This window comes from Streptomyces sp. NPDC001732 (assembly GCF_053596315.1).
The window spans coordinates 1-26,659 of sequence record NZ_JBSFFY010000037.1; the positions used below are offsets into that span (position 1 = coordinate 1).

The 26,659-nt window shown below is 69.6% G+C and carries 18 protein-coding genes and 1 pseudogene; 8 read left to right on the top strand and 11 right to left on the bottom strand.

Annotated elements, in window-relative coordinates; all coding sequences use genetic code 11:
- Window positions 1-829: 829 nt before the first annotated feature.
- From ACWCXX_RS27755 to ACWCXX_RS27780, 6 genes are all read right to left on the bottom strand, one after another.
- Window positions 830-1,399: a hypothetical protein gene (locus ACWCXX_RS27755; protein WP_451131825.1), complete on the bottom strand. Its 570-nt coding sequence runs from the start codon at window positions 1,397-1,399 to the stop codon at window positions 830-832.
- A gap of 61 nt (window positions 1,400-1,460) precedes the next feature.
- Window positions 1,461-1,745, bottom strand: coding sequence for a hypothetical protein (locus tag ACWCXX_RS27760; protein ID WP_451131827.1), 285 nt, complete (start codon window positions 1,743-1,745; stop codon window positions 1,461-1,463).
- Between the two features lie 233 nt (window positions 1,746-1,978).
- Window positions 1,979-8,323, bottom strand: a complete 6,345-nt coding sequence (locus ACWCXX_RS27765; RefSeq protein ID WP_451131829.1) for a type I polyketide synthase — start codon at window positions 8,321-8,323, stop codon at window positions 1,979-1,981.
- A gap of 451 nt (window positions 8,324-8,774) precedes the next feature.
- Window positions 8,775-10,091, bottom strand: coding sequence for a beta-ketoacyl synthase N-terminal-like domain-containing protein (locus tag ACWCXX_RS27770; protein ID WP_451131831.1), 1,317 nt, complete (start codon window positions 10,089-10,091; stop codon window positions 8,775-8,777).
- 63 nt (window positions 10,092-10,154) lie between these two features.
- Window positions 10,155-10,415 (bottom strand): DUF5988 family protein, encoded by a 261-nt coding sequence (locus tag ACWCXX_RS27775; protein ID WP_451131833.1) that lies wholly within the window; start codon window positions 10,413-10,415, stop codon window positions 10,155-10,157.
- A 531-nt stretch (window positions 10,416-10,946) separates the two neighbouring features.
- Entirely contained in the window at window positions 10,947-11,354 is a 408-nt protein-coding gene (locus ACWCXX_RS27780) for a hypothetical protein (RefSeq protein WP_451131835.1), read from the bottom strand.
- Window positions 11,355-12,615: 1,261 nt separating this feature from the next.
- On the opposite strand from ACWCXX_RS27780, the gene ACWCXX_RS27785 reads away from it, so the two are divergent.
- Complete coding sequence (locus ACWCXX_RS27785; protein ID WP_451131837.1) at window positions 12,616-13,125, top strand: ATP-binding protein; 510 nt, start codon at window positions 12,616-12,618, stop codon at window positions 13,123-13,125.
- 338 nt (window positions 13,126-13,463) lie between these two features.
- Here the strand turns inward: ACWCXX_RS27785 and ACWCXX_RS27790 are convergent, their stop codons facing one another.
- Window positions 13,464-13,922, bottom strand: coding sequence for an Ig-like domain-containing protein (locus ACWCXX_RS27790; RefSeq protein ID WP_451131839.1), 459 nt, complete (start codon window positions 13,920-13,922; stop codon window positions 13,464-13,466).
- A gap of 179 nt (window positions 13,923-14,101) precedes the next feature.
- The gene (locus ACWCXX_RS27795; RefSeq protein WP_451131841.1) at window positions 14,102-15,124 is read right to left on the bottom strand and encodes an IPT/TIG domain-containing protein; all 1,023 of its coding nucleotides are present in this window, start codon (window positions 15,122-15,124) and stop codon (window positions 14,102-14,104) included.
- A 1,958-nt stretch (window positions 15,125-17,082) separates the two neighbouring features.
- On the opposite strand from ACWCXX_RS27795, the gene ACWCXX_RS27800 reads away from it, so the two are divergent.
- On the top strand, window positions 17,083-17,829 hold the full coding sequence (locus ACWCXX_RS27800; RefSeq protein ID WP_451131843.1) for an IPT/TIG domain-containing protein: 747 nt from the start codon (window positions 17,083-17,085) through the stop codon (window positions 17,827-17,829).
- A gap of 510 nt (window positions 17,830-18,339) precedes the next feature.
- Here the strand turns inward: ACWCXX_RS27800 and ACWCXX_RS27805 are convergent.
- Window positions 18,340-18,519, bottom strand: a pseudogene (locus tag ACWCXX_RS27805) (IS256 family transposase); the annotation flags it as partial.
- 729 nt (window positions 18,520-19,248) lie between these two features.
- On the opposite strand from ACWCXX_RS27805, the gene ACWCXX_RS27810 reads away from it, so the two are divergent.
- The 3 genes from ACWCXX_RS27810 to ACWCXX_RS27820 all read left to right on the top strand — a co-directional run bounded on the left by ACWCXX_RS27810 (window position 19,249) and on the right by ACWCXX_RS27820 (window position 21,081).
- The gene (locus tag ACWCXX_RS27810; RefSeq protein ID WP_451131845.1) at window positions 19,249-19,509 is read left to right on the top strand and encodes a hypothetical protein; all 261 of its coding nucleotides are present in this window, start codon (window positions 19,249-19,251) and stop codon (window positions 19,507-19,509) included.
- Between the two features lie 490 nt (window positions 19,510-19,999).
- Window positions 20,000-20,221, top strand: coding sequence for a DUF6480 family protein (locus tag ACWCXX_RS27815; RefSeq protein ID WP_451131847.1), 222 nt, complete (start codon window positions 20,000-20,002; stop codon window positions 20,219-20,221).
- 302 nt (window positions 20,222-20,523) lie between these two features.
- A complete protein-coding gene (locus ACWCXX_RS27820) occupies window positions 20,524-21,081 on the top strand; it encodes a hemerythrin domain-containing protein (protein WP_451131849.1) in 558 nt (185 codons plus the stop codon).
- Window positions 21,082-21,807: 726 nt separating this feature from the next.
- Here the strand turns inward: ACWCXX_RS27820 and ACWCXX_RS27825 are convergent.
- A complete protein-coding gene (locus ACWCXX_RS27825; RefSeq protein ID WP_451131851.1) occupies window positions 21,808-22,974 on the bottom strand; it encodes a cytochrome P450 in 1,167 nt (388 codons plus the stop codon).
- A gap of 205 nt (window positions 22,975-23,179) precedes the next feature.
- On the opposite strand from ACWCXX_RS27825, the gene ACWCXX_RS27830 reads away from it, so the two are divergent.
- The 3 genes from ACWCXX_RS27830 (at window position 23,180) to ACWCXX_RS27840 (ending at window position 25,365) form a co-directional block, all read left to right on the top strand.
- Window positions 23,180-23,854, top strand: coding sequence for an NAD(P)H-binding protein (locus ACWCXX_RS27830; RefSeq protein WP_451131853.1), 675 nt, complete (start codon window positions 23,180-23,182; stop codon window positions 23,852-23,854).
- Window positions 23,851-24,504: an AAA family ATPase gene (locus ACWCXX_RS27835; protein WP_451131855.1), complete on the top strand. Its 654-nt coding sequence runs from the start codon at window positions 23,851-23,853 to the stop codon at window positions 24,502-24,504. Before ACWCXX_RS27830 ends, ACWCXX_RS27835 begins: the two co-directional genes overlap by 4 nt.
- Before the next feature lie 486 nt (window positions 24,505-24,990).
- Window positions 24,991-25,365: a hypothetical protein gene (locus tag ACWCXX_RS27840; RefSeq protein WP_451131857.1), complete on the top strand. Its 375-nt coding sequence runs from the start codon at window positions 24,991-24,993 to the stop codon at window positions 25,363-25,365.
- Between the two features lie 296 nt (window positions 25,366-25,661).
- On the opposite strand, the gene ACWCXX_RS27845 is transcribed toward ACWCXX_RS27840, so the two are convergent.
- Window positions 25,662-26,228 carry a GNAT family N-acetyltransferase gene (locus tag ACWCXX_RS27845; RefSeq protein WP_451131859.1) on the bottom strand — a complete coding sequence of 189 codons (567 nt, stop codon included), beginning with the start codon at window positions 26,226-26,228 and terminating at the stop codon, window positions 25,662-25,664.
- Window positions 26,229-26,659: the final 431 nt, after the last annotated feature.

A 26,659-nucleotide genomic window follows, 5' to 3' on the forward strand; every position in this document is an offset into this window, starting at 1 on the left:
AGTTGGCCGTAAGTGTGACGGGTGTACAGTGGTGTGCTCTGCCGATCTCGCGCGGTTCGCTCCGCGAACACGACGCGCCGTCGCTACGCGACGGAAGAAAACAACGCACTCCGTGCGTTGTTTTCGGGACTTCGTCCCGGAGATTCGGGCCACTCCGTGGCCCTGGAGTCCAACTCCGTTGGACTCTCGCCCTGTTCGCTCCGCGATCAGGGCGACGGGCCGCGCTCCGCGCGGCCCTGTGGCTGGCTGCTTGATGGGGCATCTCCTTGCTTCTGACTCGTGGTCGGTTTTGGTAGAGACTGGCTTGTTTTATGGAAGCAGAAAAACTATGGAACTTTCGAGATGTCTGTGGGTCCCTCTTCGGGAACGTCGGGGGTGGTTCCGGACCGGTCCTTTCGGAGGTTCCCTTCCATCAACTTGTCTTGGTCTTCTAGTAGTTGATCTGTTTTCTGTTTGGTGCGGGTCTTGCGCAGCCACGGGCCGATCATGACGTGTTCGCCGTCGGCCTCGATCCATTCCCTGGCCCGGGGTGGGCGTCCGTGCCGCTCCACGAAGGCGCGCAGCGGCAGCGCTGTCTGCTCGAAGGAACGGCGTTTCCTGGTATCGGATGTGACGCGAGTTCTCGGTGTTTTGTCTCAGTGTGACTTGATCGGCGGTCAGGTCGAGGCTGGTGAGAAGGTCGCGTTGGCCGGAGTTGAGTTCGTGCCAGGTGGTGAACTGCCGGTGTAGCCAGCTGCCGGCCTTCACGCTGTCGATCACCGTGTCGCGGCGTGATGTGGCGGTGCAGCAGGGGGGATTTGGGGTGCCAGTCCGGGCCGTGAGGGAGTGTTCAGTTGGGGTCGAGAGCAGTGAGTTGGGTGTTGCGGTCGGGGTCGTGGGTGAAGTCGAAGCGGAAGCAGCGCGCGAGCAGGCGGTGGGTATCGTGGTCCGGGCGGTGTGCGGTGTTCTTGCGCGGGGCTCGGGCAGCAATGGCCTGGACGACGCGGCGGACGCTCGCTGTGCGGTCGGCGAAGACCGCGGCTCTACGGCTGGCAAGTCCACGCCTTCGCTGAGGACTTGGGTGTTGGTGAGCACTGCCGGTCATGGCCTTGGGGATGGCCAGGTGTAACGCACTCGTACACCGGGCTGTCGGGGCGAACCCTGTGTGTGCGTCATGCTGGTTGGTCAGGACAGTGCGCAGGTCGGTGTCGGTGGTCGTGGGAATGAGTAGCTGGTGGTCCGCCAGGGTGCCGTCCTTGATCGCGTCCGCGTGGGAGTAGGTGTGCAGGCGCTCCCCGAAGACCTTCGCGTCATCCGTTGAGGCGATGAGGGACGGGGGCTCCCAGGCGGGTACGGTGGTCGGGGTGCGCTTGGGCTGCGGGCGTGTGTCGGGGCCTCGGTCAGACGCGGTGCCTCCCACTCGTACGGTGTCGCTGTCAGGTAGAGGCGTCTGTCGGCCGGGACACGCCGGTTGTCGTGGATCATCGTTTGCTGCTGGTCCCAGCTGCCCGCGGTGCGGTGCGCCTCGTCCACGGCCAGGAGGTCGAGGAGGGGGCGGTGGAGGCGGAGGGCTGGGCTTCCTCGGTCCTCGGAAGGGGGTCGAGCGTGACGAACACGGCCGCCTTCTTGTGCTGGGCCGGCCAGCAGGCCGGGTACTCCCCCGCGCCGGCGAGCAGCGGATTCTTGTGGGCGTTGGAGGAGGAGGCCGCCATCAGTGCCTCGCGGTGCTCCTCCGCGCGGGCCGGGGCCGCCCGCTGGTGGATCAAAAGTTCGGGGACGGCACCGCGGCCAGGAGATGTGGGCTGTCCAATGCCTCGGTGATACGCGGTGCGATCAGGGTCTTGCCCGTCCCGCACGCGGTGTGACGGGCTTCCGGGCTGAGAGAGGGGGTCGGTGGTGCCTTGGGCCGGGGAGAGGGCGTGGGTGGTGCCTTCGGCGTTGCGCGCTGCTTGCGCCTATTGCCGCTGCTTGCCAGGCCTCGCATCGGTCTGGCCGAGCACTACAAGCTGGTACCGGAAAGGGGTGGTTCGTCCTGGGAGGCCAGGCCCATGTGGATGGCCAGGGCTGTGGCGAGGGAGGTGATGGTGGGGTGTTGCCAGATGAAGTTGCCGGCCAGGCGGATGTTGAGGTCGGTGTCGAGGCGGATGCGTAGTTCTGTGGCGAGGAGCGAGTCGAAGCCGAGGGACTTGAGGGGGGTGTGTGGGTCGAGGGTGCTGCTGCCGGTGCGCAGGATGGTGCGGATGTGGTCGGTCAGGTAGCTCTCCAGGGCGGTCTGGCGGGCGATCCCGGCGGGCAGGGCTTCGAGCCGGGACCGGATGTTGTCCTGGGGGTGTTGGGGGGTGTTGCTCTTGTCCGTGGTGGCTTCGGTTGGGGCGGGGGCAAGGTGTTCGAAGAGGCTGGAGTGCGCGGCGGTACTGGGGATCCAGGTCTGGGCCGGGCCGGGGATGACGGCTGTCTGGACCCGCTGGTGGGCGAGGAGTGCGTGCAGGGCTTCCAGTCCTTTGCGGGTGGGGATCGTTTCGTAGCCGCGTTCGGCGAAGTCGACGGCCTGTCCTGTTTCGCCCCAGGGGCCCCAGTCGACGGCCAGGGTGGGCTGGCCGTTGCGGGTGCGCCAGGTGGCGAAGGCGTCGAGCCAGGCGTTGGCTGCTGCGTATGTTCCTTGTCCGGCGTTGCCCAGGAGGGAGCTCATCGAGGAGTACAGGACGAACCAGTCCAGTGAGTGGGTGGCGGTGGCCTGGTGGAGGTTCCAGGCGCCGGTGACTTTGGGGTCCCATACCCGTTTGAGCTGGTGGTCTCGGACGGTGGCCAGTGCGGCGTCGTCGAGGACCATGGCGCAGTGCACGATTCCGCGCAGGGGCACGCCTGAGCTGGTGGCGGCGGTGACCAGCCGCTGGGCGGTCTCGGGGCGGGAGATGTCGCCGAGGATGACGGTGGTGCTGGAGGCGAGTTCGTTGATGGCTTGTGCGGTTTCGAGCGAGGGGCATCGGCGGCTGTTGAGGATGATGCGGGTGGCTCCCTGTTCGGCGAGCCAGCGGGCGGTGGCCATTCCCAGGCCTCCCAGGCCGCCGGTGATGATGTAGGCGCCGTCGGTGCGGACGACGGGTGGTCCGTCGGGCAGGACGGCTGTGGTTTCTCCCCGGTCGGGGACGGTCAGGACGATCTTGCCGGTGTGGCCGGCGCGGGCCATCAGGTGGAAGGCGTCCGCTGCTCGGTCGAGCGGGTATTCGGTGCACAGGAGCGGTTTGAGTCGCTGGGCGGCGATATGGTCCATGGTCTCGCGGAAGACTGTGGCGAACAGCTTTGGGCGCTGCTGTTGCAGTTCGATGAGGTCGACGGTGCTGAAAGTGATGTTGTGGCGCAGGGGGGCGAGCCTGAGGGGGGCGTCGGCCAGGATGTCGCGTACGCCGAGTTCGATGAATCTGCCGAAGGGGCGCAGGGTTTCGAGGCCGGCTCGGACGGCGGGGCCGGTCAGGGAGTTGAGGACGACGTCGACTCCCTGGCCGTCGGTGGCTTGGCGGGTCTGTTTGGCGAAGTCCAGGGTGCGTGAGTCCATGACGCAGCGGATGCCCATGGCGCGCAGGTGGTTTCGTTTTTCTTCGCTGCCGGCTGTGGCCAGGATGTCTGCGCCCAGGAGGCGGGCGACGGCGATGGCGGCCAGGCCGGTGCCTCCGGTGGCGGAGTGGATCAGTACTCGTTCGCCCGGGGCGAGTTGGGCGAGGTGTCGCAGGGCGTACCAGGCGGTGAGGAAGGCTGTGGGCAGTCCTGCTGCGGTGGTGGGTGTCAGGGTGGGGGGCAGGGGGGTGACGGCTGTGGCGGGGAGGGTGATGAAGGAGCCGAAGGTGCCGCCTTCGAGCTGGATGGCGAGTACGGGGTCTTTGGGGCGGAGGTGGTGGACGCCGGGGCCTACGGCGCTGATTTCGCCTGCGCATTCGAAGCCGATGCGGTAGGGGGTGGTGGGTTCGGAGCCGAGCATGCCGAGGGTGGTCAGGATGTCGCGGAAGTTGAGGCCGGTGGCGTTGATGCGTACTTCGACTTCGCCTTCGTCGGGGTGGCGGCGGCCGGTTGCGGCCAGTTCGAGGCTGTCGAGGTTGCCGAGTTGTCCGGCGCGCAGGCGGAATCCGTCCTGTCCGAATCGGACGGTTCGGGTGGTGCAGGTGGTGCGTTCGGTGGGGGTGAGGGGGGCTCGGTCGATGCGGGCGATGTGTCGGGTGTTGCCGCGTAGTGCGACTTCGTCTTCGGGTGCGTCGGCGAGGAGTTCGGTGGCAAGGGCTTGGAGCCCGTTCTTGCCGGGGTCGGTGTCGATGAGGGTGGGTCGCAGGTGGGGCTGTTCGACGGCCATGACGCGTGCGACGCCGCGTACGGTGCTGTGGGCGGGGTGGCCGGTCTCGTCTTGGGTGACGGCGTAGGCGTGGCGGGTGACGGCGTACAGGCGCCAGGGTCCGCTGTGTTGGTCGGCGGCCTGGGCGAAGGCGAGTAGTTGGCGGGCTCGTTGCTGTGCGTCTTGGGTGGGGTGTGGGTGGGGGGTGGTCGGTGCGCGGAAGAGCAGGACTACGGCGCGCCAGGGGTTTGTCGGGGTGGTCAGGTGCTGGCCGAAGGCGGCGGCCAGAGGGGCTAGTTCTTCCGTGTTTGCGGGATATTGCCGTACTTGTGTTTGGGCTCCGGCGGTGTGCAGGAGTGCGGCCAGGTGTTCGCCCTGGCCGTCGCCCTCGTCCAGGATGAGCCAGTTTCCGGGTGGGGTTGTTGTGGGGCGGGGGGAGGGTGCCCGGTGCCAGCCGTGTTGCAGGAACCACTGGTCGACGGTGTTGTCCTGGGCGGGTTCGCTGCGGGTGAAGCGCACGCCGTCGAGGGCGAGTACGGGCCGGCCCTGGGCGTTCAGGAGGCGGACGTCTCCGGCAAGTGTCGTGCCGTTGTTCTCGGTGACCTGTGCGTGGGCGTGGGCGGCCTGGGCGGGGTCGCCGAGGATTCGCAGGGTGCGGACCTGGAGCGGCAGGATCGGTGCGGGGGTGCTCTCGAAGTCGATTGCCGCTACCAGGAGTTGGAGGCACAGGTCGAGGAGGACGGGGTGGATGCTGAGGGCGGGTTCGGGGGTGCGGGCGGGGGGCGGTAGCTGGATGTCGGCCCAGAAGCTGTCCCGGCGGCTCGTCGTGTGCAGGGTGGTGATGCCGGTGAAGGCGGGGCCGTGTTCGAGGCCGCAGGCGCGCAGGGTGGCGTAGAGCCTGGCGGGGTCGAGGGGGACGGGGTGTCTGTTGCTGAGGCCGGGAGCGGGTGGGGGTGGGGTGGGGTGGGGTGCGGGGCCGCGGTGGGCGGTGGCTGTGGCGTGCAGTTGCCAGGAGCCGTCGGGGTTTCGGGAGTGGACCTCGCAGGCGGCCTGCTCGCCGGTGGGGGTGGGTGTGACGGTGGTGCTCATCTGGGTGTCGTCGTCCAGGCGCAGGAGGTCCTGGAAGGTGATGTCGGTGAGGGTGATGTCTGGGGGTGCGCCGGTGAGTGCGGTGTGGGCTGTGGTGTGGAGGAGGGCGCAGAAGGCGGCGCCGGGCAGGACGGGGGTGCCGTGGACGTGGTGGTCGTTGAGCCAGGGCAGGTGGAGGGCGGGGGCGGTGGTGCTCCAGGTGTGGCGGGTTTGGTCGCCGGGGGTTTCGGTGTGGCGGCCGGGCAGGGTGTCGGTGGGGTCCGGTGCGGGCGGGCCGGCGGCCCAGTGGGGGGTGCGGTCGAAGGTGATGGTGGGGGTGTCCGCCAGGTCGCCGTCGCCGTACAGGGGGGTCCAGTCGACGGTGCCGCCGTTGCAGTGGAGGGTGGCCAGCTGGGTCAGGAAGGTGGTGGGTTCGTCCTGGGCGCGGCGCAGGGTGGGCAGGACCAGGGCGTGGGGGGCCAGTGGGGTCAGGCTGTCGGTGAGGGGTTGGGTGATGACGGGGTGGGGTGAGATCTCGATGTAGGTCTGGTGGCGGTCCTGGGCGGCGGCGGTGACGGCGGGGTGGAAGCGGACGGGGCGGCGCAGGTTGTCGCACCAGTAGGCGGCGTCGAGGAGGGGGGTGTGGCGGGGGTCTTCGGTCACGGTGGAGTAGAAGGGGATGCGGGGTGGGCGGGGGGTGAGGTTGGAGAGTGCCTGGTGCAGGTCGGGCAGGAGGGGGTCGACGTGGGGGCTGTGGGAGGCGACGTCGACGGCGATGGGGGTGGCGGGGATGCCGAGTTGGTCCCATTGGCGGGTCAGGCGGGTGATCTGGTCGGGGTCTCCGGAGATGACGGTGGTGTCGGGTGCGGCCAGGACTGCGACGGAGACGGCGTCGGCTCCGGCGTCGGCGAGGGTGGTTTCCGTGGTGGTCCGGGCCAGGCCGATGCTGGCCATCGCTCCTGTGCCGGCGATGCGTTCCAGGAGTGCCGAGCGGCGGCAGATGACGCGGACGCCGTCGGCGAGGGTGAGGGCTCCGGCCACGACTGCGGCTGCGGCTTCTCCCATGGAGTGGCCGATGACGGCGGCGGGCTGGACGCCGTGTGCCTGCCATGTCGCGGCGAGGGCGATCTGCAGGGCGAAGAGGGTGGGCTGGACCTTCGGGCATCCTGTGACGGGTTCGCCGGCCCGGATCAGTTCCAGGACGGAGAAGCCTGCCTCGTTGCGGATGAGGGCGTCCACGCGGGTCAGGGCTTTGGCGAAGGCCTTGTCGTGGGCGAGGAGTTCGCGGCCCATGCCGGGCCATTGGGAGCCCTGGCCGGAGAAGACCCATACGGGCCGGCGGGGGGCGGTGACGTCGGTGGTGCCCGGGATGAGGGCGGGGTGGGGCAGGCCGTCGGCGAACCGTCGGAGTGCGTGGAGCGTGTCGGTGCGGGAACGGGCGAGGACGGCGAGGCGTCCTCGGCCGGGGCTGCGGCGCAGGGCCAGGGTGTGGGCGGTGTCGCGCAGTGGGGTGTTGGCGCCGTCGTGGTCCAGCCAGTGGGCCAGGCGGCGGGCGGCGGCCGGCAGGGCCTGGTGGGAGCCGGCGGCGACCAGGATCACCTCGGGCGGGGAGGGTTGGGGTTTGCGGGGGGCGGGCAGGCTGGTGCGGCGGCGGGGGGTGGGGGGTTGCTGCAGGATGACGTGGGCGTTGGTGCCGGAGAAGCCGAACGAGGAGACTGCGGCCAGTCTGACTGGCTGGTTGCCGGGCCACGGGGTGCATTCGACCGGGACGAAGAAGCGGGTGGTGTCTGCGGCGATGGCCGGGTTCCATCGGGTGAAGTGGAGGTTGGGCGGGATGGTTGCGTGCTGGAGGCACAGCACGGTCTTGATCAGTCCGGTGATGCCTGCGGCGGGTTCCAGGTGGCCGAGGACGGTCTTGACCGAGCCCAGGGCGCACGGGGAGAGGCCGTTGCCGTACACGGCGGCCAGGCTGGCGAATTCGACGGGGTCTCCGAGGGGGGTGCCGGTGCCGTGGGCCTCGATCAGTGAGATGCGGGCGGGGTCGACACCGGCCCGGTCGAGTGCTGTGCGGTAGAGGGCCTGCTGGGCGGTGAGGGAGGGGGCGGCGAGGCCGTCGGAGCGGCCGTCCTGGTTCACGGCGGTTGCGCGGACGACGGCGAGGATGCGGTCGCCGTCCCTGCGGGCGTCGGCCAGGCGTTTGAGGACGACGACGCCGCAGCCCTCGCCGCGGACGAATCCGTCCGCGGCGGCGTCGAAGGTGTGGCAGTGCCCGGTCGGGGAGAGCATGCCCATCCTGGCGAAGGAGCGGGTGATGCGTGGGGCGAGCATGAGAGTGACGCCGGCGGCCAGGGCGAGGTCGCAGTCCTCGCGGTGCAGTGACTCGCAGGCCAGGTGGAAGGCGACCAGGGAGGAGGAGCATGCGGTGTCGAGGGCGAGGCTGGGGCCGTGCAGGCCCAGGAGGTAGGAGAGGCGGCCGGCGGCGACGCAGTGGCCGTTTGTCAGGATGGAGCCTTCGAGTTCCTGGGGTCGGCCGGCCAGCTGGTCCATGTAGTCGTTGTAGCTCAGTCCCGTGAAGACGCCTGTCGGGGAGCCGGCGAGCTGCTCGGGGGGCAGCCCGGCGTGTTCCAGGGCCTCCCAGGCCACTTCCAGCAGCAGCCGGTGCTGGGGATCGAGTACGTCGGCCTCGCGTCCGGAGACTCCGAAGAAGTCCGCGTCGAACCGTGAGACGTCCTTCAGGTAACCGCCTCGGTGGAAAGCGGGCTGGGTGTGGGTGGGGGGGCCGGTCTGGGGGGTGGTCATCTCGCGGCCGGGGGGTGGAGCGCTCACCGCTTCGCGGCCTTTGACCAGCAGGCGCCACAGGGCGGCCGGGGAGTCGGCGTCCCCGGGGAGTCGGCAGCCCATGCCGATGACGGCGATGGGCGGGTTCGCTGGGCGATGGGGGTGCCTGCGGTGGGCCACGGGGGTCTCCTTGTCGTTCACGGGGAACGTGGGGGCGGGGTGTGCGGCTCGGGGCGAGGGAGGTGTGCCGCGCGGTGGGGGAACGGGGCGCACCGGTGCGTGCGGGCGGGTGGGGGGTGTCCGGGCCGGAGGGAGTCCGGGCCGGGATCTCTGTCCGAGCCGGAGGGCGGAAGGCGGAGGGCGGAGGGCGGTCCGGGCCGGGGGCGGAGGGGCGGGGGCGGAGGGGCGGGGGCGGAGGGGCGGGGGGAACGGGGCAGGGGGAACGGGGCAGGGGGAACGGGGCGCACCGGTGCGTGCGTGGGGGGGGTGTCCGGGCCGGAGGGAGTCCGGGCCGGGATCTCTGTCCGAGCCGGGGGCGGAGGGGCGGAGGTCCGTGAAGGGCGGAGGAGGCGGGGGTGGGGGCCCGCCGACGGGGGCTGTCTGAGGACGAGGAGGGGTGGGGAACAGCGGTTCAGACGTCGGGGCTTCCCAGCAGGATCGCGCTTTTCACGCCCCCGACCTGGTAGTTGAAGCTGAAGGCGTAGTCGAAGTCGAGGCGGCGGGGTGCTGTTCCCGGGACCGGGTCGAAGGGCAGCTGTGGTGCCGGCTGTTCGCAGTTGGCGGTGGGGCACACCTGGCCGTGGTTCATCATGAGCAGGGTCAGGGCCACGCCGAGACAGCCGGCCGGGGCGCCGTTGTGGCCGAAGCAGCCTTCCTGCGAAGTCATGAGCAGGTCGCTCGCGGCGGGACCGTACAGTTCCTTGACGGCGTTGGCCTCGAATGCCGTGACGACGACGTTGCCGTCGCTGCCGCCGTGGAGGTAGGGAACCTGGGTGATCTCCCAGGTGTCGCCGAGGCATCGCCGTACCGCGGAGACCAGTGCTTTTCCGCTTTCGTCGCTGGCCAGGGGGTTGGCCAGGCCGTCGCGGGTGGTTGCCTGGGAGAGGACTTGTCCGTAGGGGCGGGCGTCCCGGCGGAAGGCGTGTTCCCTGCTCTCCATGACGATGGTCGCGGATCCCTCGCCGTGGTTGATGCATTCGGCGCGCCGGTCGTAGGGGCGCATCAGGGCGTCGAAGGACGGCAGGAGGCTGGGCATGTCCTGGGACCGCATGGTGTCGTAGGTCCTCTGGGCGCCGTTCAGCAGGCGCTGGATGTTGCGGATGAGCGTGACGCTGAAGACGTCGACTCCGGTCACCACGGCGATATCGACCTCGCCGGCGGCGATGAGGCGCTGTGCGTTGCCGATCTGGAGGGCCGAGGATGCGCAGCCGCAGGAGACGGTGAAGTTGGCGGCCTTGGAGCGGGTGAGTGCGCCCTGGACCAGTGCGACGTCCGAGGGGGTGATGGACTGTTCCGCTGCGACGAACATTTCCAGCGCGTCTGCGACCGGGTAGGTTGCGGGGTCGGCCCTGAGGACGGCGAGGTAGCTGTCGATGTTGGCGTCCACGCCGCCTCGGCCCACCAGGATGGCGGCTTCTTCCAGGTCGTGCCGGGTCTCGAGGCCGGCGTCCGCGCATGCCTGCGTCAGCGACACCAGTCCGAAGCGGTGGGCGTCTGTGTAGTGGCGGGAGAAGAACTCGGGAATGCCGGGCACGCGTTCATCGAACGTTTCGTCCGGGAGGTCCACGCTGCCGTAGTAGACGCCGTTCTTGCTGAGGCAGGACGATCCGGTGGACGCGACGTTCCAGAGGTCGTCCGCGGTGAGCACTGGGGTCCCCGGGCCGGGAAGGCACAGGCCGATGCCGGTGACCACGGCGTCCCGGGCCCGGCCTCCGGTCCGCCGCGTCATGAGTCACCCGCGGGGACTGGTGGATTAATCATGGAATTTTCCCTTCAGGATCACGGTACGGGCTTATTCGGCCACGTATGTGCGGCGGCACCAGCAGTAAACGGGCAGCTGCTCGCCCTCATGGAGGGTGTAACGGCCCGAGAAGTCGAAGTGTTCATAGGCGTTGCCGCACAGGATTTTCACTCTGGGTTCGGCCTCCAGGGACTCGACTTCCCATACGGAAGGAATGAAAATCCAGTCCGGGCCTCCGGAAAGCTTGACTCGAATACGGTCGGACAAATCCAGCTCCAGTTTCGGTCTGCGGGCAGAGGGCGGCTGGTCCACACCGTTCCGTGCTCCGCACATGCACACCGCGCCCCAGGGAGTTTCACCTGGGGCGCGGTGCGGCATCATCGGTTTCTCGCCCGCGAGGGGAGGGCGGGAAAGGGGCGGGAATCAGAAACCGGAATCCATGCAGCAGGCACGGCACAGGGAATCAGGAAAAGTGGTGCCCGGTACGGGGGCCCCGGTATGCAGCGGGAGAAGGTTCATCGCCTTTCGTGCATACACGTCTGCCCGCGCCGTGAGCGCGCAGAGGAAGTGGATCGCGGGGCCCGCGCGGGTCCGCAGGGGTCCGCAGGGGTCCGCAGGGGTTCGCAGGGTTCGCGGGCCGGCGGACGTCCGGGCCGCGGGGGTGATCCGGCTGCGCACGGAGAGGGCGAGGGGCTTCTCGCCGCCCGGCTGCCCGCTGCCGCCCGGGCGGCAGCGGGCGGCCGAAGCGCGCACCGGTCTTCGGGCCGGGATCCCGAAGGCCGGGCGGCGGCCGGCCGGGAGGGGGCGGGGAAGCCCGGTCACCGGCGCCCGCCCGGGCGCGGGTCAGGTCGCGCTGGCCAGCGCCTGGCTGATCGACGAAGCGGTCGCCTGCTCGGAGCCCAGTGCCGAACTGGCCGATCCGAGCAGGTTGTACACGATGGCGGTCGCGTTGGTCGCGGAAGCCATGAGGACATTGGCTCCCACCACCGGCGGCTGCCCGGCACAGTCGCCGAGCGCGGAGGCGAGCGAGGTGGCAGTGCTCAGGTTGCTGGAGAAGGCGGCCTTGGTGTTGTTGGCCTGGTCGGCGGCGATGGCGGCGTTGTTGGACGCCTGTGCGGCCTGCAGGTCGTTGACACAGGGGGAGGCGGCCACGGCAGCGGGAGCCGCTGCGGCCAGGGGGGCGAAGCCCACTACGGCGCCCGCCGCCAGGGCGGCGGTGGCAGTGGCGGCGGCAAGACGGGAACGGAACATGCTGGCACTCCCTACACATGACGTACGCGCTCATCGGCGGCGACGTCGGCGGAGCGGTGCCCTTCTCTTTCCGGGGGACGGTCTGTTCTGCGAGCGAGAACACCGTCTGGTCGCCGCATGCTTCGCTGTGACGGGAGCGAGGACCGGAACGGGTAGCAGCCACGTCCCCGGGAAGGGATGGGCGACCCGCCGGTTCGTAATCCAGTAAGCGGGACGGATTAGTGACGCCTCAAGGGAGGAAGCCCCCAATCACTCGATCGGAGTACCGTGCCGGGCAGGAAATCAAACACAACAGTGTTCACTGCCGCACCAGTGTGCGCACTCCCCCCTTCCCTCCCTCTCCCGGAATTCAGACGGCAAAAATCCGTCCTGCGCCGCAGGAATAACGATCCGGCACTCTGCGGCAGGGTCCCAGGAATAACGATCCGGCACTCTGCGGAGCATCCCCTGCAGAACCCGGCCGCATATCAGACACTCACGATTTCTGCCCCGGTGATGGCGAACGGCCCGGACAAGGAAAGCTGATAAGGTGTCAGGAATCCGCTGCCCGGCGGGCTGCCGAAGCGCCCTTCCCGCCTGTTCGTCCATTTCTAAACCGGACAGAATCTGAACATTTCATCGCACCGAATTAATCCATTCGGGTGCCGTATCATCGACACCTATTGCCGTCATATGCGGGCTCGGCGGATAACGGTCATGTCCAATGGTTGGCCGCCCGTCCTCTCCGGGGAAGTGGCTATCCAACCGGTCAGGCGTCTGATTCGCGCCAGCCGCTGAACGGTTGGTCACCGCTATGGGCGCCCCGTGAGAGGAGTTGGACGCGTCAGCCGGCGCCACCCGGCGCCGGCTGACGTTCCGGATCCGGCACCCGGCCGAGCACCTCGCGGCAAGGCCGCGCCGCTGCCGGACCGGACTGGCCCGACAGACCGCCGTCCTGCATGGGCACGGCGGTTGTCGCCGTCTTCGGGCCGGACCGGCGCCGGAGCATCCGGCCAGGAGACCGGAACACCCCTGCACGAAGGCGCACCGCGCCGCCGGCAGGAAGGAGCGTACGGCACAACCGGCGCCCCGTATGCGCCCTTTTCGTCTTCGTTTCCACCGCTGTCCCCCGTATGCAGGTCTTATGAAAGCACAGTGCCATGCTCCTTCTTCTCACCCGCGTGAAGAAACGCCCCCCGACACGTCGGCGGCACCACCGCGCGCCGCTCCGGGACACCAGAACCTTCTGCCGCCTGCGCCTCTCACGAGCACCAGGAGAGTCATGTCGCCGACCCGTGCATATGCGTGTATCGCGCTCACCCTGCAAGAAGTCGAACGATGGCCCGATACACCGGTGGCGGGCGTGCTGGCCGCCGGCCGGCTCCGGTCGCGTACCACCACCCTGCGTCTTCCGGCGGTGGACCGGGCCGTCCCCGTCTGCCGGTACCTGACCCGTTTATGGCTCGATCAGCAGCACTTGACCGACGAAGGCGTCCGGCACACGGCCCTGCTGATCGCCACGGAACTCGCCACGAACGCCATTCTCCACACCAACAGCAGCGTCATCACCACCGACCTGCAGCAGAACAGGGGTCATCTGCGCATCCAGATGCGCGACCAGGGCACGGAACGGACCGTCAGACACTGGCACGGCAACTCCGGTTTCGGCCGCGGCCTGGGAATCGTCGCCAACTGCACCCGGGCACTTGGCACACACGTGGAACGCGACGGGTCCCGGACGATCTGGGCCACCGTCTCCCTGACGCGCCGCCCGCCCGGGTCCCGTGCATGAGAAGCAGCCGGCGCCGGGTGCGGGGGCGCCCCGGGCGCCCGGGGCCGCGGACCGCGTGGGCCTGCCCCCGTGGCCCCGGGACGGGCTGCCGGGACACCGGGCAGGCCCTTGCGCCGGCGTCCCGGCCGGCAGACACATCCGGCTGCGGCAGACGGGCACCCCGGTCCCGGCACCCCGGACCGGCGCCCAGGGCCGGCACCCCGAACCGGTACCCGGCCCCGGCGCCCAGGCCCGGCGCCCCGTCCTGGCGCCCGGACCGGCACCCGCATCCGCGAGAGTCCTGGGCCGGGCGGACAGCACCCGGGCCGGGCTGCTGCAGGTGCCTCCTGCCGCAGCCCTCAGTGGACGACAACGGTGTTCTTGATGTCCCCCGCGACGAAGCCGATCAGGCTGCCGCAGCCGAGCAGGCACAGACCCGGGGGCTGGCCGGGCGCCGGGGACGAGGAGACCTGGACGGTCGTGGTGCTGTTGGACGCGTCGCAGGCGCCGTTGCCGTTGTACGCGGCGGTGATGGTGTGCGTACCGGCCGTGGTGAACGACGCGGGGTAGGTGGCTTGGCCGTTGGCCGCCACCGGCACGGTGCCCAGAAGGTCGCCGCCGTCGAAGAAGGACACGCCCAGACCGCCGCCCGGATCAACGTCGCAGGTGACAGAGGCGGTCAGCTGGACCGGGCTGTTGACGGCGGCCGACGAGGGCGAAGCGGTGACACTGGTGGAGGACGGAGCGGCGGCCGCCGGCGCGGCAGCAGCCAGGACGATTGCCAGCGCCGCCGAGGTGACGGCCCCCCCGCCATGCATATGCCTGCGCCTCATTGAGCAGCTCCCTTTGTCTGTTTTCGCCGGGTTTTTGGTAGCGCACACGCTAGGCCCTGCCGGAGAGATCCGCGGTGAGGCCGCCCCCGGGACGGACCCACTCAGGTGAGCCCGCTGGGGCGATCGCGTGAAGGAGACGGGGGCGGCAGAAGAAAAGGGGGCACTCAGATCTCGGGCGCCGCAACACGGTGGAAGATCACCGCTCCTGACGTTCCGCCCGCTGTCGTCACCTGAACGGGCACGTCGCCGGCGGCCCCCGGCGGGATGGCCGCGGTCAACTCGGTGTCCGAGAGCACGGTGAAGCCGACCGGCACCCCTGCGGCCTCCACGTCGGTCGCGGTGGCCAGCCCCGTACCGGTCAGTGTCACGACCGTGATGCCCGAGGCCGGCCCGCTGGAGGGGAACACACTGCTCAGTACGGGAGCACCCGCATACGCGTAGGCCAGGGAGTTGCTGGTGCCGCCGGGGGTCGTCACCGTCACCGCGACCACACCGGCCCCTGCCGGGGCGACGGCCGAGATCCCGGTGGCCGAAACGGAGTTGAAAACGGCCGGGAGCACACCGAACCGCACAGCGGTGGCATTCGACAGGTTCTGTCCCGTCAGCTCTACCGTGTTGCCGCCGGCAGCCGGGCCGGCCCCCGGAGAGAGCGCGGTGAGCACCGGGGCGGGAACGTAGAAGAAGTACGACGCCGGGGCGGCGGCGCTCGTGCCTGCCGGCGTCGTCACGGTCACCGGCACCGCGCCCGCGGGCCCCGGCGGGGAGAGCGCGGTGATCTGGGACGGGGAGACGACACTGAAGGACAATGCACTGACGGAGCCGAAGCGAACCTGGGTGGCACCGGAGAAACCGGTCCCCGTCACAGTGACCGTGGTGCCGCCCCCCGTGGGACCGCCGGACGGCGAGAGACCGGTCACGGCAGGAAGCGGAGCGAGGACATAGGTGAAGGTCACCGTGGCGTTGCTCGTCCCGCCGGGCGTGGTCACCGTCACCAAAACCGGGCCGGTGCTCCCGGCAGGGGTGACTGCGGTGATCTGCGTGGCCGAGACGACCGTGTAGGAAACGGCACCGGCGGCCCCGAACCGGACGGCTGTGGCGCCCGTGAGACCGGTACCGGTGATGACGACCGTGGTACCCCCCGATACAGGCCCCTGCGCGGGACTGATGAAACTGACCACGGGCGGCATGGATACCTCCTGGAACGAGAACGGAACAGCAGAAAAACCGGTGCGAGACGGCCCCGTGTCCTTCCCGGCACACGGCACCAGCCGCACCCCGACCACCCCGGGCCGGACAACGGGACCGCATGGCAGCCGAACGAGCCCGCACAGCCCCCAAATCCGCCGGACACCCGCCACCCGGGGCCAAGCCGCCCCCGCATCGAGGAGACCGGGCACGGACAGCGTTCCCGTCCCCGCCGGGACAACAAGCCGTGCAAGAAGCCGTGCACCGTGCAACAAGCCGTGCACCGATCCGTGCACCCGGCCCCGGCCCGGCACAACTCCCCCTTGGCAGGGGGCGGCTGCCGGGCCCGTCACCGAAGACACGGCGATGGGCACTGTCCGGGCCGGTGACAGTACACAAAGAGCGAAGTGCCACTGCTTCACTTCATGAGAACCGTGAACGGCGTGCTCTGCGCCGGCCGCGCGAACGCGACACCGCATGCTTCCCGGTCCGGGAAGGGCGGCCCGCCGGCTGGACATCCCCAGTCACCCATACAGCCGCCCCGGCGACAAGACAGCCCCCAACGGGATCACCCCAACGGGCTAAGCAACACCAGCGGTTCCACACAGAAAACACCCCCCAACTACCGCACCCAGACAGGAACTTGCCCCGCCCCGAACGGCAGAGCCCCGCCCCGCCCCGCCCCGCCCGGAGCCTACGGCCGAGGACAGCGGGACCGGCAAGCCGGCGCGGCAGACCGACAGGCCGGCGCGGCGGACCGACAGGCCGGCGCGGCGGACCGGCAGGCCGGCGCGGCGGACCGGCAGGCCGGCGCGGCGGACCGGCAGGCCGGCGCGGCGGACCGGACAAGTGGATCAGGCCGGCGCGGGAGGCAGGCCGACGGATCGGGCCAGCAGGCCGACGGATCGGGCCAGCGCGGGCCGGGCCGAGAGCAGGCCGGCGGATCGGGCCAGCGCGGGCCGGGCCGACGGGTCAAACCGGGCCGGGCCGGTGGATCAGATCGGCGAGTCGGCCCGAGAGGCAGGCCGGCGGATCGGGCCGGCGGGCCGGGCCGACAGGTCAAACCGGGCCGGGCCGGTGGTCCGGTGGTCCGGGCGGCGCGGAGTGCGGGCCCGGCACGCCCGCGGCGCCCCGCCGCAGCCCCCGCCCTGCCCGCCGGCCGGGCAACGGCACGAAAATCCGACAGCAGCCGGCCTCCCCGTACCCGGGCACGGCCCACCGGCCCGCGTCCGTACTTCCACCGGACCACACCGCGGCAGGAACCGGACCCCCAGCACACCACCCGGCCGGCAGTACGGAGCAGACAGCACCGACCCCGGCCGGCACCCGCCAGACCACCCGGCCGGCACCGGGCAAACCAGCCCCCGGGGCAGCCCGGGCACGCCGGCAACAACGGCTCGGCAGGGCCCCGCGCCGGACCCCGGACACCCAAGGCCCGCGGGCCAAGCCCGTGCCGGATACGGCAGCCCGGCAGAAAACCCGCCCCGCAGCCAGACGGGCAGGCAGGGAACAGCCCAGACGGCTGCCCGGACACAACCCAAGCCGAACCACCGGACGGGCCGTGCCCGCCGGCTCGAAGAAGCCCGCGCCCGCACCGAGACGGCTGCTCCGTTCGGGTGACAGCAGGCCGCGGCCCTTGCCGCCCACAGCCCCCTGTGGGTCACTGAAATGGCGAACCGGCGGGCTGCCCAACCCTGGCCGAGGAAGGCAGGAACAGGCAGCGCATGCCGGTTCTTCTCCACGTTCGAGGAGAAGACGCCGGTACCCAGGGTCCGGCGCCGGACCCGGCCATGCGCGTGCGCCCCGCCCTCTTCGGACTCCCGGCCGTGCCAACCACGCCCCCGCGCGCGGTGCACCCCGACGTCACCGGCAACCGGCATCCTCGCCGGCCGCCGAACGCCCGGGCCGGGCACCGCTCCGCCGGTCACCCATGTCCCCTTGGAGAACGAGGAGCATTGTCATGCCTATCTCTCCCAACCAGGGCTCCACCGGAGGAGGAACCCTGGTGACCATCACGGGAACGAACCTGTCCAACACAAGCGCGGTGAAATTCGGCAGCAAGCCGGCCACCAACATCACCCAGGTGTCCGCGACCGAAGTCACCGCACTCTCCCCCTCCGGCACCGGCACGGTCGGAGTCACCGTCACCACACCGGGCGGAACCAGCAACCCGGTACCGTTCTTCTACGTCGGCGCACCGTTCAAGTCCTCCCTGAGCGGAACCTCCGGACCCACCGCCGGCGGCAACACCATCACCATCAACGGCACCGGACTGTCAACGGCCACCAGCGTCTCCTTCGGCACCACGACAGCCACCCCGACCGTGAACTCCGACAGCTCCCTCAGCGTCACGGTTCCCGCCGGCACCGCAGCAGGCCCCGTCCCCGTGACCGTCACCACCGCAGGCGGCAGCAACAACGGCCTGACCTACACCTACGTGGACGCCCCCACCGTCACCACCCTCACCCCGACCTCCGGACCCACTTCCGGCGGGACCGCAGTAACAATCACCGGCACCAACCTCGACACCACCGACTCGGTCACCTTCGGCGGCACCCCGGCACCCTTCTCGGTGATCAACGCAACCACCCTCGCAGCAGTCACCCCGCCCGGCACCGCAGGAGTAGTCGACGTCGTCGTGACGAACCCCGCCGGAACAGCCACCGCAGCCGGCGCATACACCTACATCGCCGCCCCCGGCATCTAACCCACCCCAACCCACCCCACCCCAGCAAAACAAGGATCCCGTCCGGACACCCCACCCGGACGGGATCCACCCACACACCAGACCCACACCCCCCAGACCCACACCACCACCCCCCAGACCCACAACCAAAAACCCTCCCCCACCCACAACAAAACAACAGAAAAACAGCAGCGCACCACCCCCTGCCACACAAAACCCAGCCCAGGAACCACCTGCGAGACCCGGCCACACCCGAACGACCAGACACAGGACCAGCCACCAGCACGAAAGACAAGCACCCACCCCACACCCAAAGAACGACTCCCCCGCGAGCCCCACCCATAACCACCACACCCCCCAGAACGAAAACCAACCAGAACAACAACACCAAAACCCACACCAACCAAAAAAACCCCGAAACAAACCAACACAAAACCACCCCCCCAACCCCCCGAAACCACCACCCCCACCCAGAACACGACAACAAAGTCCGAGGCTGTCAAACAAGCGGTGTAACTGGGGTTGTTGGAGTTACTGACGGGCTGCGGAGAGGCGCCCGTCGAAGGTGATGTCGAAGGCGTTGAGTGCGGTCTTCCAGCGCATGGTCCAGCGGGCTCGTCCCTTGCCTGTGGGGTCCAGGGACATGATCGCCATGTAGACCCACTTCAAGGCGACCTGCTCGTTGGGGAAGTGTCCGCGGGCCTTGACTGCCCACCAGTTCGTCAATTAGCCGGTCGTCCAAAGACTTCGCTGACGCTGCCTCAGACGGCTCGGCGGGTTCGACCTCGTTCGTGTTGTCGCTGGTCATCGAGGCATCTTCCATGGTCGGGAGTTACACCGAACGTTTTACAGTCCCTTCTTCATCGCGGTAATGACGCAGACAGGGATGTGCTCGCCCCGCACAGCATTCGCTAAAGCTCCACCGCCGCGTGCGACAGCCGCACGACCTCCGCCGCCGTCCAGAACGGCCAGAACGACGGCTGCGACGCGAACCCGGTGACGCGTGGATCGAAAAGTCCATCGAGATCGCGTGATCACGCTCCAACCACGGCTCGAACCCCCGAGTGCGGGCCCCGTCGGCCTGCACTTCGAAGCCCTCGTCCTCGCCACCCTGCGCTGGAAAGCCCCCACGGCACCGTCACCGCCTTCGAAGAGGCCGTTACCGACATCCCGCACGTCCTCAACCGACGCCCCGCTCCGTCGGAGACGAAGAAGGCGTTGACGCTGAACCACGCCTCCGGGGGCTTCCACGCTCGGGGCGCTTGCCCAGGCTCCCCCTGGACTCGCCCGGGTCAGGTCGCCGGCGGAACAGCCCGCAGCGGGGCTTGCCCGGCTCCTGGCCACGAGCTTCTCCTCCGGCGATCCCGGACGGAGATGCAGGAGGTGCCCTCCTGAGCGACAGTGGTGAGAGGGGGAAGCTCCGTCACTCTCGGGAGAACCATGATCATCAAGGTGCTGCACGAGAAGGGCCTGAAATCCGAACACGCATACTGCGCAGGCTTCCTTTCCATCGGTTTGGCCGTGGCCTCGTGGGCCGGGTCCCTGAAAGCGGAGTGCCGCGGACTTGGACGCGCGGATCACTGGGGCATTTTTGTCGGCGAGTGGGCGCCGACCTTCTTCGCGATCGGCCTGGCCCTCGCGAACTACGAGCACGACGACCGGGAGACCCCACCCGAGTCGCTGCGCCCCGTGGCCGACTGAGGCCGGGGGCGCGAAACGCGCAGGCGGCAGACGGTGCGGCCGAAACACACGGTGTTTTTGGTGAACGGATTCGGTGCGGAAAGGGACGCTGAGCGACGACATGGTCGATGGCGAAGGCACATCATCAGGTCGGCGGTCGGCACGCCACGCGGCGCACGCCTCGTAGGACCGGACCAGGGCACCCGCCAACAAGCGCCATCGACGATGGTATCGACGGCAGCGCGGCGGACTCCGAGGAAGCCACCGCGTGTACGCGGCGAGCAGTTGTCTCCCGCAGCCAACCGAGCGCCGCCCACCCTGCTGCCCGCCGGCGGGCTGCCGTGGGGAGTCCAGGACGTGCTCTTGGGGACCTGGCACGGCCCTCGGCCGATGGACCGACCGGTCGACCTCCCCGGTCCGTCGGCGCAGCGCACTGCGGATCCGAGCCTCGGGACCGACGCGTTCGCCCGGCGGAATCACGTCCCGATATCGCGGATGGGTGGTACACCACATGAACACAGGAAATCCTGACCCTGATCCGCGCAACACCCCGGGCCTGGAGCCCGGCGGCGGCGTCCCTCCCGGCGAAACCCCGCCCGCCGAAAGCAGCACCTCGGAAGCGGGACCGCGCCATGAACCCCCGCGAGGATGGGCCCGGGGCCCGCTGATCGCGATCCTTGTCGTCGTGGTGCTTGTGGCTGCCTTCTTCCTCGCCTTCGCACTTCTGGTATGACCCGGGGGACGGCAACCAGGAATGTGACTGCGGCGCCTGCCCAGTGCGGCCACTTTCGCACAGGGCTGTCGGCGACCGGCTCTGTCGGAGCAGCCGCGCGTCCGGCCGTACTCCGTCCCCGGTCCGGCGGCCTGATGGCGAAGCACTCCTGCCGAAGAGCGCCGGGCCCCTGTTTCTCGATCCGAACGGGACCGAGATCCGACCTGTGGAGTCGGCAGGGCCGTTCCGCGGCTGGGAACGCGTTTCGTTTCTCCGCGCGTTCGGCTCCGGGCGCGCGTCTGGACCCGAAGGTGGTGTGCATCATGCGGCATGGCGGCGATGTCATCGAGGAGCTGACGGCCGACCACCGTGAGGTGGAGGAACTGTTCGACCGGATCGAAGCCGTTCCGGCACGAGGCTCGGAACGCAGACGGCTGCTCGACCAACTGACCATTGAGCTGGTACGGCACGCAGTCGCAGAGGAGCAGCACCTGTATCCGGCAGTGCGGGAGCATGTCCCGGGCGGCGATGCACTGGCCGACAAGGCGGTTGCCGACCACAGCCGTGTCGAGCGGCTGCTGAAAAACCTTGAGGGGATGGACGCGGACGATCCCGAGCTCATCCACCTGTTCGTCAAGCTCCGTACCGAGGTCCGCGCGCACGTCCAGGACGAGGAAGGCAATCTGTTCAGTCGACTCCGGGCGGCCTGTGGTCCGGAGGTTCTGGATCTTTTGGGGCAGGAGGTCCGTATGGCGAAGGAGACGGCTCCCACTCGCCCGCACCCCGGCGCCCCGAGCTCCGCGTCGGCCAGCAGGATCCTCTCCCCTGGGCTGGGGCTGGTCGATCGGGTACGCGACTTCATCACCGGCCGCGGCGAATGACTGGTTCTGCTCACTGCCGTGACACGTTTACCGATGAATACCGTACGGTTCGGCGCTCGCCGGTGCGGTGGAGGACGTCCAGGAGCTTCTGCTGGTCGTCGTTGTCCGCTGAGCCTTCCGGAGCAAAGGGACCGCGTGGCCGACGCCAGGGCGCCCCGGCCCTCATTCGGTGCCAGACAGGGTGGGGGGAGCGCCTTCGGAGTCGCGGATGATGGAGGCGCTGCTCGGGGTGTCCACGGGAGGGGAACCGGTGAGGACTCGCCTCCGGCCGTGACGGCGGCCGGAGCAGCCTGCTTGCGGTCTTCGAGGGGGAAGTCGATGTTCCAGCGGGGCCGAATTCCTGGGTCCGGGGCGGTTTCGGCGCCTCCGTCATACAGGGTGGCGACGGTGCGGCCCCCGGTCTGGACGAGGACGTGGTCCTCGGCGCAGTCGATCGTGCAGCCGCCCGGCGCCCGGGTCCAGTCGAAGACCTCCGCGTAGAAGATCACGGCGTCGAACGCGTCGCGGGTCCGAAGATCCAGCCGGGCAGGAGCGTCTCCCCGCCCCACGGGCCAGGACAGGGTCGGGGTCTTCCCAAAATTCCGAACACGGCGCCCTCTCCGTCCGCAGCGATCCCGCACGGCCCTCGCCCGGGGCAAGAGGGCCGACGGCGAGGGTGGCACCGCGCACTGCAAGATCGCCCTGCCGGCTTTGGGCGGGCGGGTCCTGTGTGAGCGGGGTCGGCGACTACCAGGTGACGGGCAGGTGCCGGGGGCTCCGGGTGAGGGCGCTCGCGCGCCATTCGACGGCGTCGGCCGTCAGGGCCGGGCGCAGGGCCGGCAGCCGGGCGGCCAGCCGGTGAAGGGCGAGGCGGAGTTCCGTGCGGGCCAGGGAGACTCCCAGGCAGTAGTGGTGCCCCCCGCCGAAGGCGAGGGTGGGGTGTTCCAGGGGGGCGAACAGGTCGGCGAAGGGGTCGCCGGGGAAGGCCGCGGGGTCGCGGTTGGCCGCGCCGCGGTCGAGGGTGACGAGGTCCTTGGCCCGGATGGCTGTCCCGGCGATCTCCAGGTCCTCGGTGGCGCGTAGCGGGTTGGTGCGCTTTTCGGGGTCGTTGAGCGGGATCAGGTGGGTCAGGCGGTCGGCCAACACTCCCGCGGCCGCTTCGTCGGTACCCAGGCGGGACCAGTCCTGCGGGCGTTCGCTCAGGAGGTAGAGGAGGCTGTTGCCCAGCATGGTCATGGTGGTGTCGTATCCGGCCACGACGAGGGTGGTCACGAGGTTGACGAGGTGGGACTCGGGGATGCCGCCTTCGCGGTCGGCGGCGTGCACGAGGGTGCTGATCAGATCCGGCCCGGGGGCGTGTCTGCGCTCGGCCATCAGGCGGGTGGTGAACTCGGTGAACTCCTGGGCGGCCTTTGCCGTTTCGTCGTGCGGAACCGAGGCGTCGGGGAAGGCACATTCGGTCCAGTGCAGCAGCCGGGTGTCGTCGAGGTCGTGGATTCCCAGCAGCTTGTTCATGACGGCGATGGGGAGGGGCCGCGTGTAGTGGTCGACGAGGTCGGCGGGCGGGCCGTGGCGGACGAGGTCTTCGACCAGTCGGTCGGTGACCTCGGCGACCAGCGGTGCGAGGTGGTCGATCGCGCGAGGGGTGAAGATCCCTTTCGCGATGTGGCGCAGTCGCGTGTGCGCGGAGCCGTCCTGTTTTGCCATGGCGTCAGTGGTGTCGGAGAGGGGCGAGGCAGCTGCGGCAGGCAGGACGGCGCGGACGAACCGGGCGTCGGCCAGTACCTGGCGGATGTCGTCGTAGCGGGTGAAGTGCCAGGCGGGGCTGCCATCGGGGAGAGTCGTGCGCCGGGGCGGGCCGGGAGCCTCGACCGGCAGCCGGTGCAGGGGAAGGGCTTCCTCGTCGTCGGTCATGATCCTCCTCAACCAGCGGCAGCCTGTAATGCCGGGGCGGTGGCATTCCGGTTCCCCGTATGCGATACGTGTGCGGCGGGTGCCGGGGACGGGCGGTGGCGAAGGGGGCGTGACCGTCTCTTCCGGCCCGGGACTACGCAGCCCCGGTGCCGTCACTCGCACACCAGCTTGAACACAGAGTGTACGCATGATTACTATGCGTGTCATGCATGTGGTTATCGCCGGTGGTCACGGCCGGGTCGCACTCGCCGCAACCCGTTTGCTCGCAACCCGGGGGTGGCAGGTCACCGGGCTCATCCGCCGTCCCGGACAGGCCGACGACGTGCGCGCCGCCGGAGCGACCCCGGCTCTCCTCGACCTGGCCACGGCCTCGACGGAGCAGTTCGCCGAGCGGCTCGTGGGCGCGGACGCGGTGCTCTACGCGGCCGGTGCAGGTTTGGGTGACGCGCCCGGCCGGGCGCACCCCGCCGATCGCGACGCCGCCCTGACCCTCGCGGACGCGGCGCAGCTCACCAGCGTCCGGCGTTACGTCATGCTCTCGGCCATGGGGGCCGACCGCAGCGCCCGGTACCCGCAGAACCCGCTCGTCGAGACCTACCTCAGGGCCAAGGGCGAAGCCGATGAGAACCTCCTGTCCAGGCCCTTCCTGCACTGCACCGTCCTGCGGCCCGCATGGCTCCGTGACGGCCCGGCCACCGGCATGGTCCGCCTCGCCGAATCCACCGGGGTCGGCGAGGTGAAGCGGGCCGACGTGGCCGCCGTCCTCGTGGCCCTGCTGGCCGCCCCCGAAACCGCGGGCCGGACGCTGGAGCTCGTCTCCGGCCACACGCCTGTCGACGAGGCCGTCGCCGCCCTCACCCGTTCAATGCGCCCCACGTGACCACGCCTCACAACCACCTCGCGCGCCGCCGTGAACGGCATGACGCTGCCGTGGCGGCTGTACTGGTCCTCGGAGTAGCCGGTGCGGGGAAAAGCACACTGGCTGGGGAACTCGACCGGCGCGGGCTGACGGCGGTCGACTCCGACGAAGTGCTGGCCCGGTGGGTGGACGGCGAAGGGCGCTGCGTGGAGTACCCGGCCGAGCCCGATTCGGCATGGCTGGCCGCTCACCACTGGCACTGGGACGGTGCACGCCTCGACGCGCTCCTGCGCAAGGCGGCCGGCACACTGTTCGTGTGCGGTACCGCCCTCAACGTTGTGAGCTTCATACCGCGCTTCGATCTGGTGATCCTGCTGGAACTGGACACCGAGACCATGGTGCGCCGGGTGGCCTCGCGCAGCACGACTTTCGGACGTACTGGTGTCACCCGCGAATGGCTACTCAGCTGGGCTCCCGGATTTCAAAGGGGCGTCAAGCAGCTCGGGGCGCGGGTGGTCGACGCCCGGCTTCCGGCGAAATGCGTTGCCGATACCGTGATCCGTCTCGCCGAGGAACAGGGACTGATCGATTCCGGCACGCACGAAAGGCTCGGCGGTCCGTGGCGGCACCGTTCGACTGTCCGGCTCCGTCCGCCCGCATTACGACAGTGAAGAAGGCCGCCGCGCCTCCTGCCCGTCGGCCGTCACAACTGGCGCACTCGGCGTCGGCTGGGCGTTGGAAGACGGGGTCGGCGCCTGTTTCGAAACGGTCGGCCGGTGGAGACCGTGACCCGTACACCGCAGGCCCGGCTGTACCGGGTGGAACAGGACGAGACCGGCACGACGACAGAACGGGCTGTGCCCTGCCGCCTCCTCACCACGCACAGCCCTTTCGCCCCTGACGGGAAAGACACCTGAGCGCAGCCGTGCGCTGAACATCAGGTACTCCAGAAGAGAAGAGGCGGTTTCAAGCCGTCAGGCCGTGACTTCCTCACTGCCCCGCCGCGCCCACAAAGCCGGCATCCGGTCACCCGCTTCCGTACCCGGACGTTCAGCTCCCGGTAGTGGTGCCATCGCGCTCCGGCATGCGGCAAGGCCTTGACCGGGCCCAAGCGGATTCTGGTTGAGCCCGGGACGCTGTCCCGGGACACTTGTGCGATGAGACAGAGCATGCCGGCCGGATCGGTGGAAAAGGGCTGGGACAAACCTTGGTACCGGGTTCGCGCGGAAGCCTTCGAGGCGTCGTTCCTGCCCAATGAGGGCGAGGACTTGGAGGCGGTCTGCGACGTCGATGTCCTCGTGACTCTCAAGGACGGATCTCGCTGGAGCGCGACCATGTTCACCGTCGCGCAAGTCGAGCGCCTGATGAAGCTCTGGGAGGGAAGCGACGAGGCTCTCGGGGGCCGGTACTTCTGGTTCTCGGACGGCCTGATTGTCCGGGATCCCGGCATCGACAGCATGACTGACGTAATCGCCGGGCTGATCGAGAACGACGAGTTCTCCGACATCTTCCAGCGGCTCCCCGACGAATGATCAAGCTCGGTCGCCCTCGGTAACGTGGGATGGCCAGGCCACGTCGGTGTCCTGCCCGATGACTTCTGGTCGGTTCTTGAGCCGGTGGCTGGGGCCGTGGACGGAGAGGGGCGTCGTAGCGGTGGAGGAGACGGCGGGGGCCCGTCGACCGGGGCGGGTTTCGGGGCGAGTTCCAGGAGGAGGGGTGTTGCCGGGGTCGGTTCCGCGCTTCCGCCCGCCGGGGCCGCACCGGGGCCGGTCACGTCGTCGAAGTGGTTGGGGACGACGAGGTCACCGACGACGAGGTGCCGCGAAGATCACCGCACCGACGGGCGTTGGTGTGCGGCCCAGTATTCGGCGGCGGTGATGCCGAGCAGCACAACGTCGTGGTAGCCGCCGGCAAAGAATTCATGCTGGCGAAGCCGCCCCTCCTCGACGAAGCCCAGTCTGCGGTAGAGGGCGACGGAGGCGTCGTTGAAGGCGTAGACCTCCACCTCGCACTTGTTGTGGCGCTGTTCGGCGAACATGTAGGTGAGGACGAGTTCGGTTGCTTCCGCCGCGTACCCCTTGCGACGATGATCGCGGGCGATCTCGATCCCCGTCTTGAACCGTCCCGCGCGGCTGTCGGTTTCTCCGACTGTCACGGACCCTGCGAATGCCTGGTCGGCCAGTGTCTCGATCACCAGACGGAATGCTTCGCCCCCTGGCGAACGCCCAGCACGCTCAGCGGTCCAGGAACGAAAACTCTCGGCGGAGCGCGGAGGGGCGACCAGGTCTGCGTTGCGGACGTCGAGGGTGTTCCGGGCCAGGTCGCGAAAGCCTTCCCAGTCTTCGGGCTCGACGCCTCGCAGGCGCACCTTCTCACCGGTCCACATGTCACTCATGACGCCTACCACTTCCGTATCGGTTGCGGACGCCGACGGCCGTGCACTTCAAAAGCGCCGCACAGCGCCACCAAGCGCGTTCCACACCCCTGTCGTACCGTCACCGTCGGTTCACCCCATGCGATTTCGCGCAAACAGATCCGGCCCACCGTAACGCGTGGCGCAGGCCCGGCCGTACAGCACGGCTATGCGGAACGCTGTTCCGCCACGTCCAGGAGCGGCAGCAACGGGCCTTTGCGGAGCACAGGTGCGCTCCGGCGAGCAGGGGCAGCGGCGGCAGCAGCGGGGAATGCCTTCGTCCTGGCCGGACGACGCGGTGAGCCCACCGGCTTTCTCCACCGTTCTTCGCGCCTGCCCCGGCAGGGATCGGCTCGCGGTCGGTGTCGGCGTCGGCGTCGGACCGACGCAGCCGGAATCTGTCGGTCTTCACC

What these genes read in the sequence shown, in the direction of transcription:
- ACWCXX_RS27800 (WP_451131843.1), top strand. Translation starts at nt 17,083, where the DNA reads ATGCCTATCTCTCCCAACCAGGGCTCCACCGGAGGAGGAACCCTGGTG.
- ACWCXX_RS27810 (WP_451131845.1), top strand. Translation starts at nt 19,249, where the DNA reads ATGATCATCAAGGTGCTGCACGAGAAGGGCCTGAAATCCGAACACGCA.
- ACWCXX_RS27790 (WP_451131839.1), bottom strand. Translation starts at nt 13,922, where the DNA reads ATGCATGGCGGGGGGGCCGTCACCTCGGCGGCGCTGGCAATCGTCCTG.
- ACWCXX_RS27815 (WP_451131847.1), top strand. Translation starts at nt 20,000, where the DNA reads ATGAACACAGGAAATCCTGACCCTGATCCGCGCAACACCCCGGGCCTG.
- ACWCXX_RS27770 (WP_451131831.1), bottom strand. Translation starts at nt 10,091, where the DNA reads ATGACGCGGCGGACCGGAGGCCGGGCCCGGGACGCCGTGGTCACCGGC.
- ACWCXX_RS27845 (WP_451131859.1), bottom strand. Translation starts at nt 26,228, where the DNA reads ATGAGTGACATGTGGACCGGTGAGAAGGTGCGCCTGCGAGGCGTCGAG.
- ACWCXX_RS27820 (WP_451131849.1), top strand. Translation starts at nt 20,524, where the DNA reads ATGCGGCATGGCGGCGATGTCATCGAGGAGCTGACGGCCGACCACCGT.
- ACWCXX_RS27785 (WP_451131837.1), top strand. Translation starts at nt 12,616, where the DNA reads ATGTCGCCGACCCGTGCATATGCGTGTATCGCGCTCACCCTGCAAGAA.
- ACWCXX_RS27825 (WP_451131851.1), bottom strand. Translation starts at nt 22,974, where the DNA reads ATGACCGACGACGAGGAAGCCCTTCCCCTGCACCGGCTGCCGGTCGAG.
- ACWCXX_RS27780 (WP_451131835.1), bottom strand. Translation starts at nt 11,354, where the DNA reads ATGTTCCGTTCCCGTCTTGCCGCCGCCACTGCCACCGCCGCCCTGGCG.
- ACWCXX_RS27830 (WP_451131853.1), top strand. Translation starts at nt 23,180, where the DNA reads ATGCATGTGGTTATCGCCGGTGGTCACGGCCGGGTCGCACTCGCCGCA.
- ACWCXX_RS27840 (WP_451131857.1), top strand. Translation starts at nt 24,991, where the DNA reads ATGAGACAGAGCATGCCGGCCGGATCGGTGGAAAAGGGCTGGGACAAA.
- ACWCXX_RS27795 (WP_451131841.1), bottom strand. Translation starts at nt 15,124, where the DNA reads ATGCCGCCCGTGGTCAGTTTCATCAGTCCCGCGCAGGGGCCTGTATCG.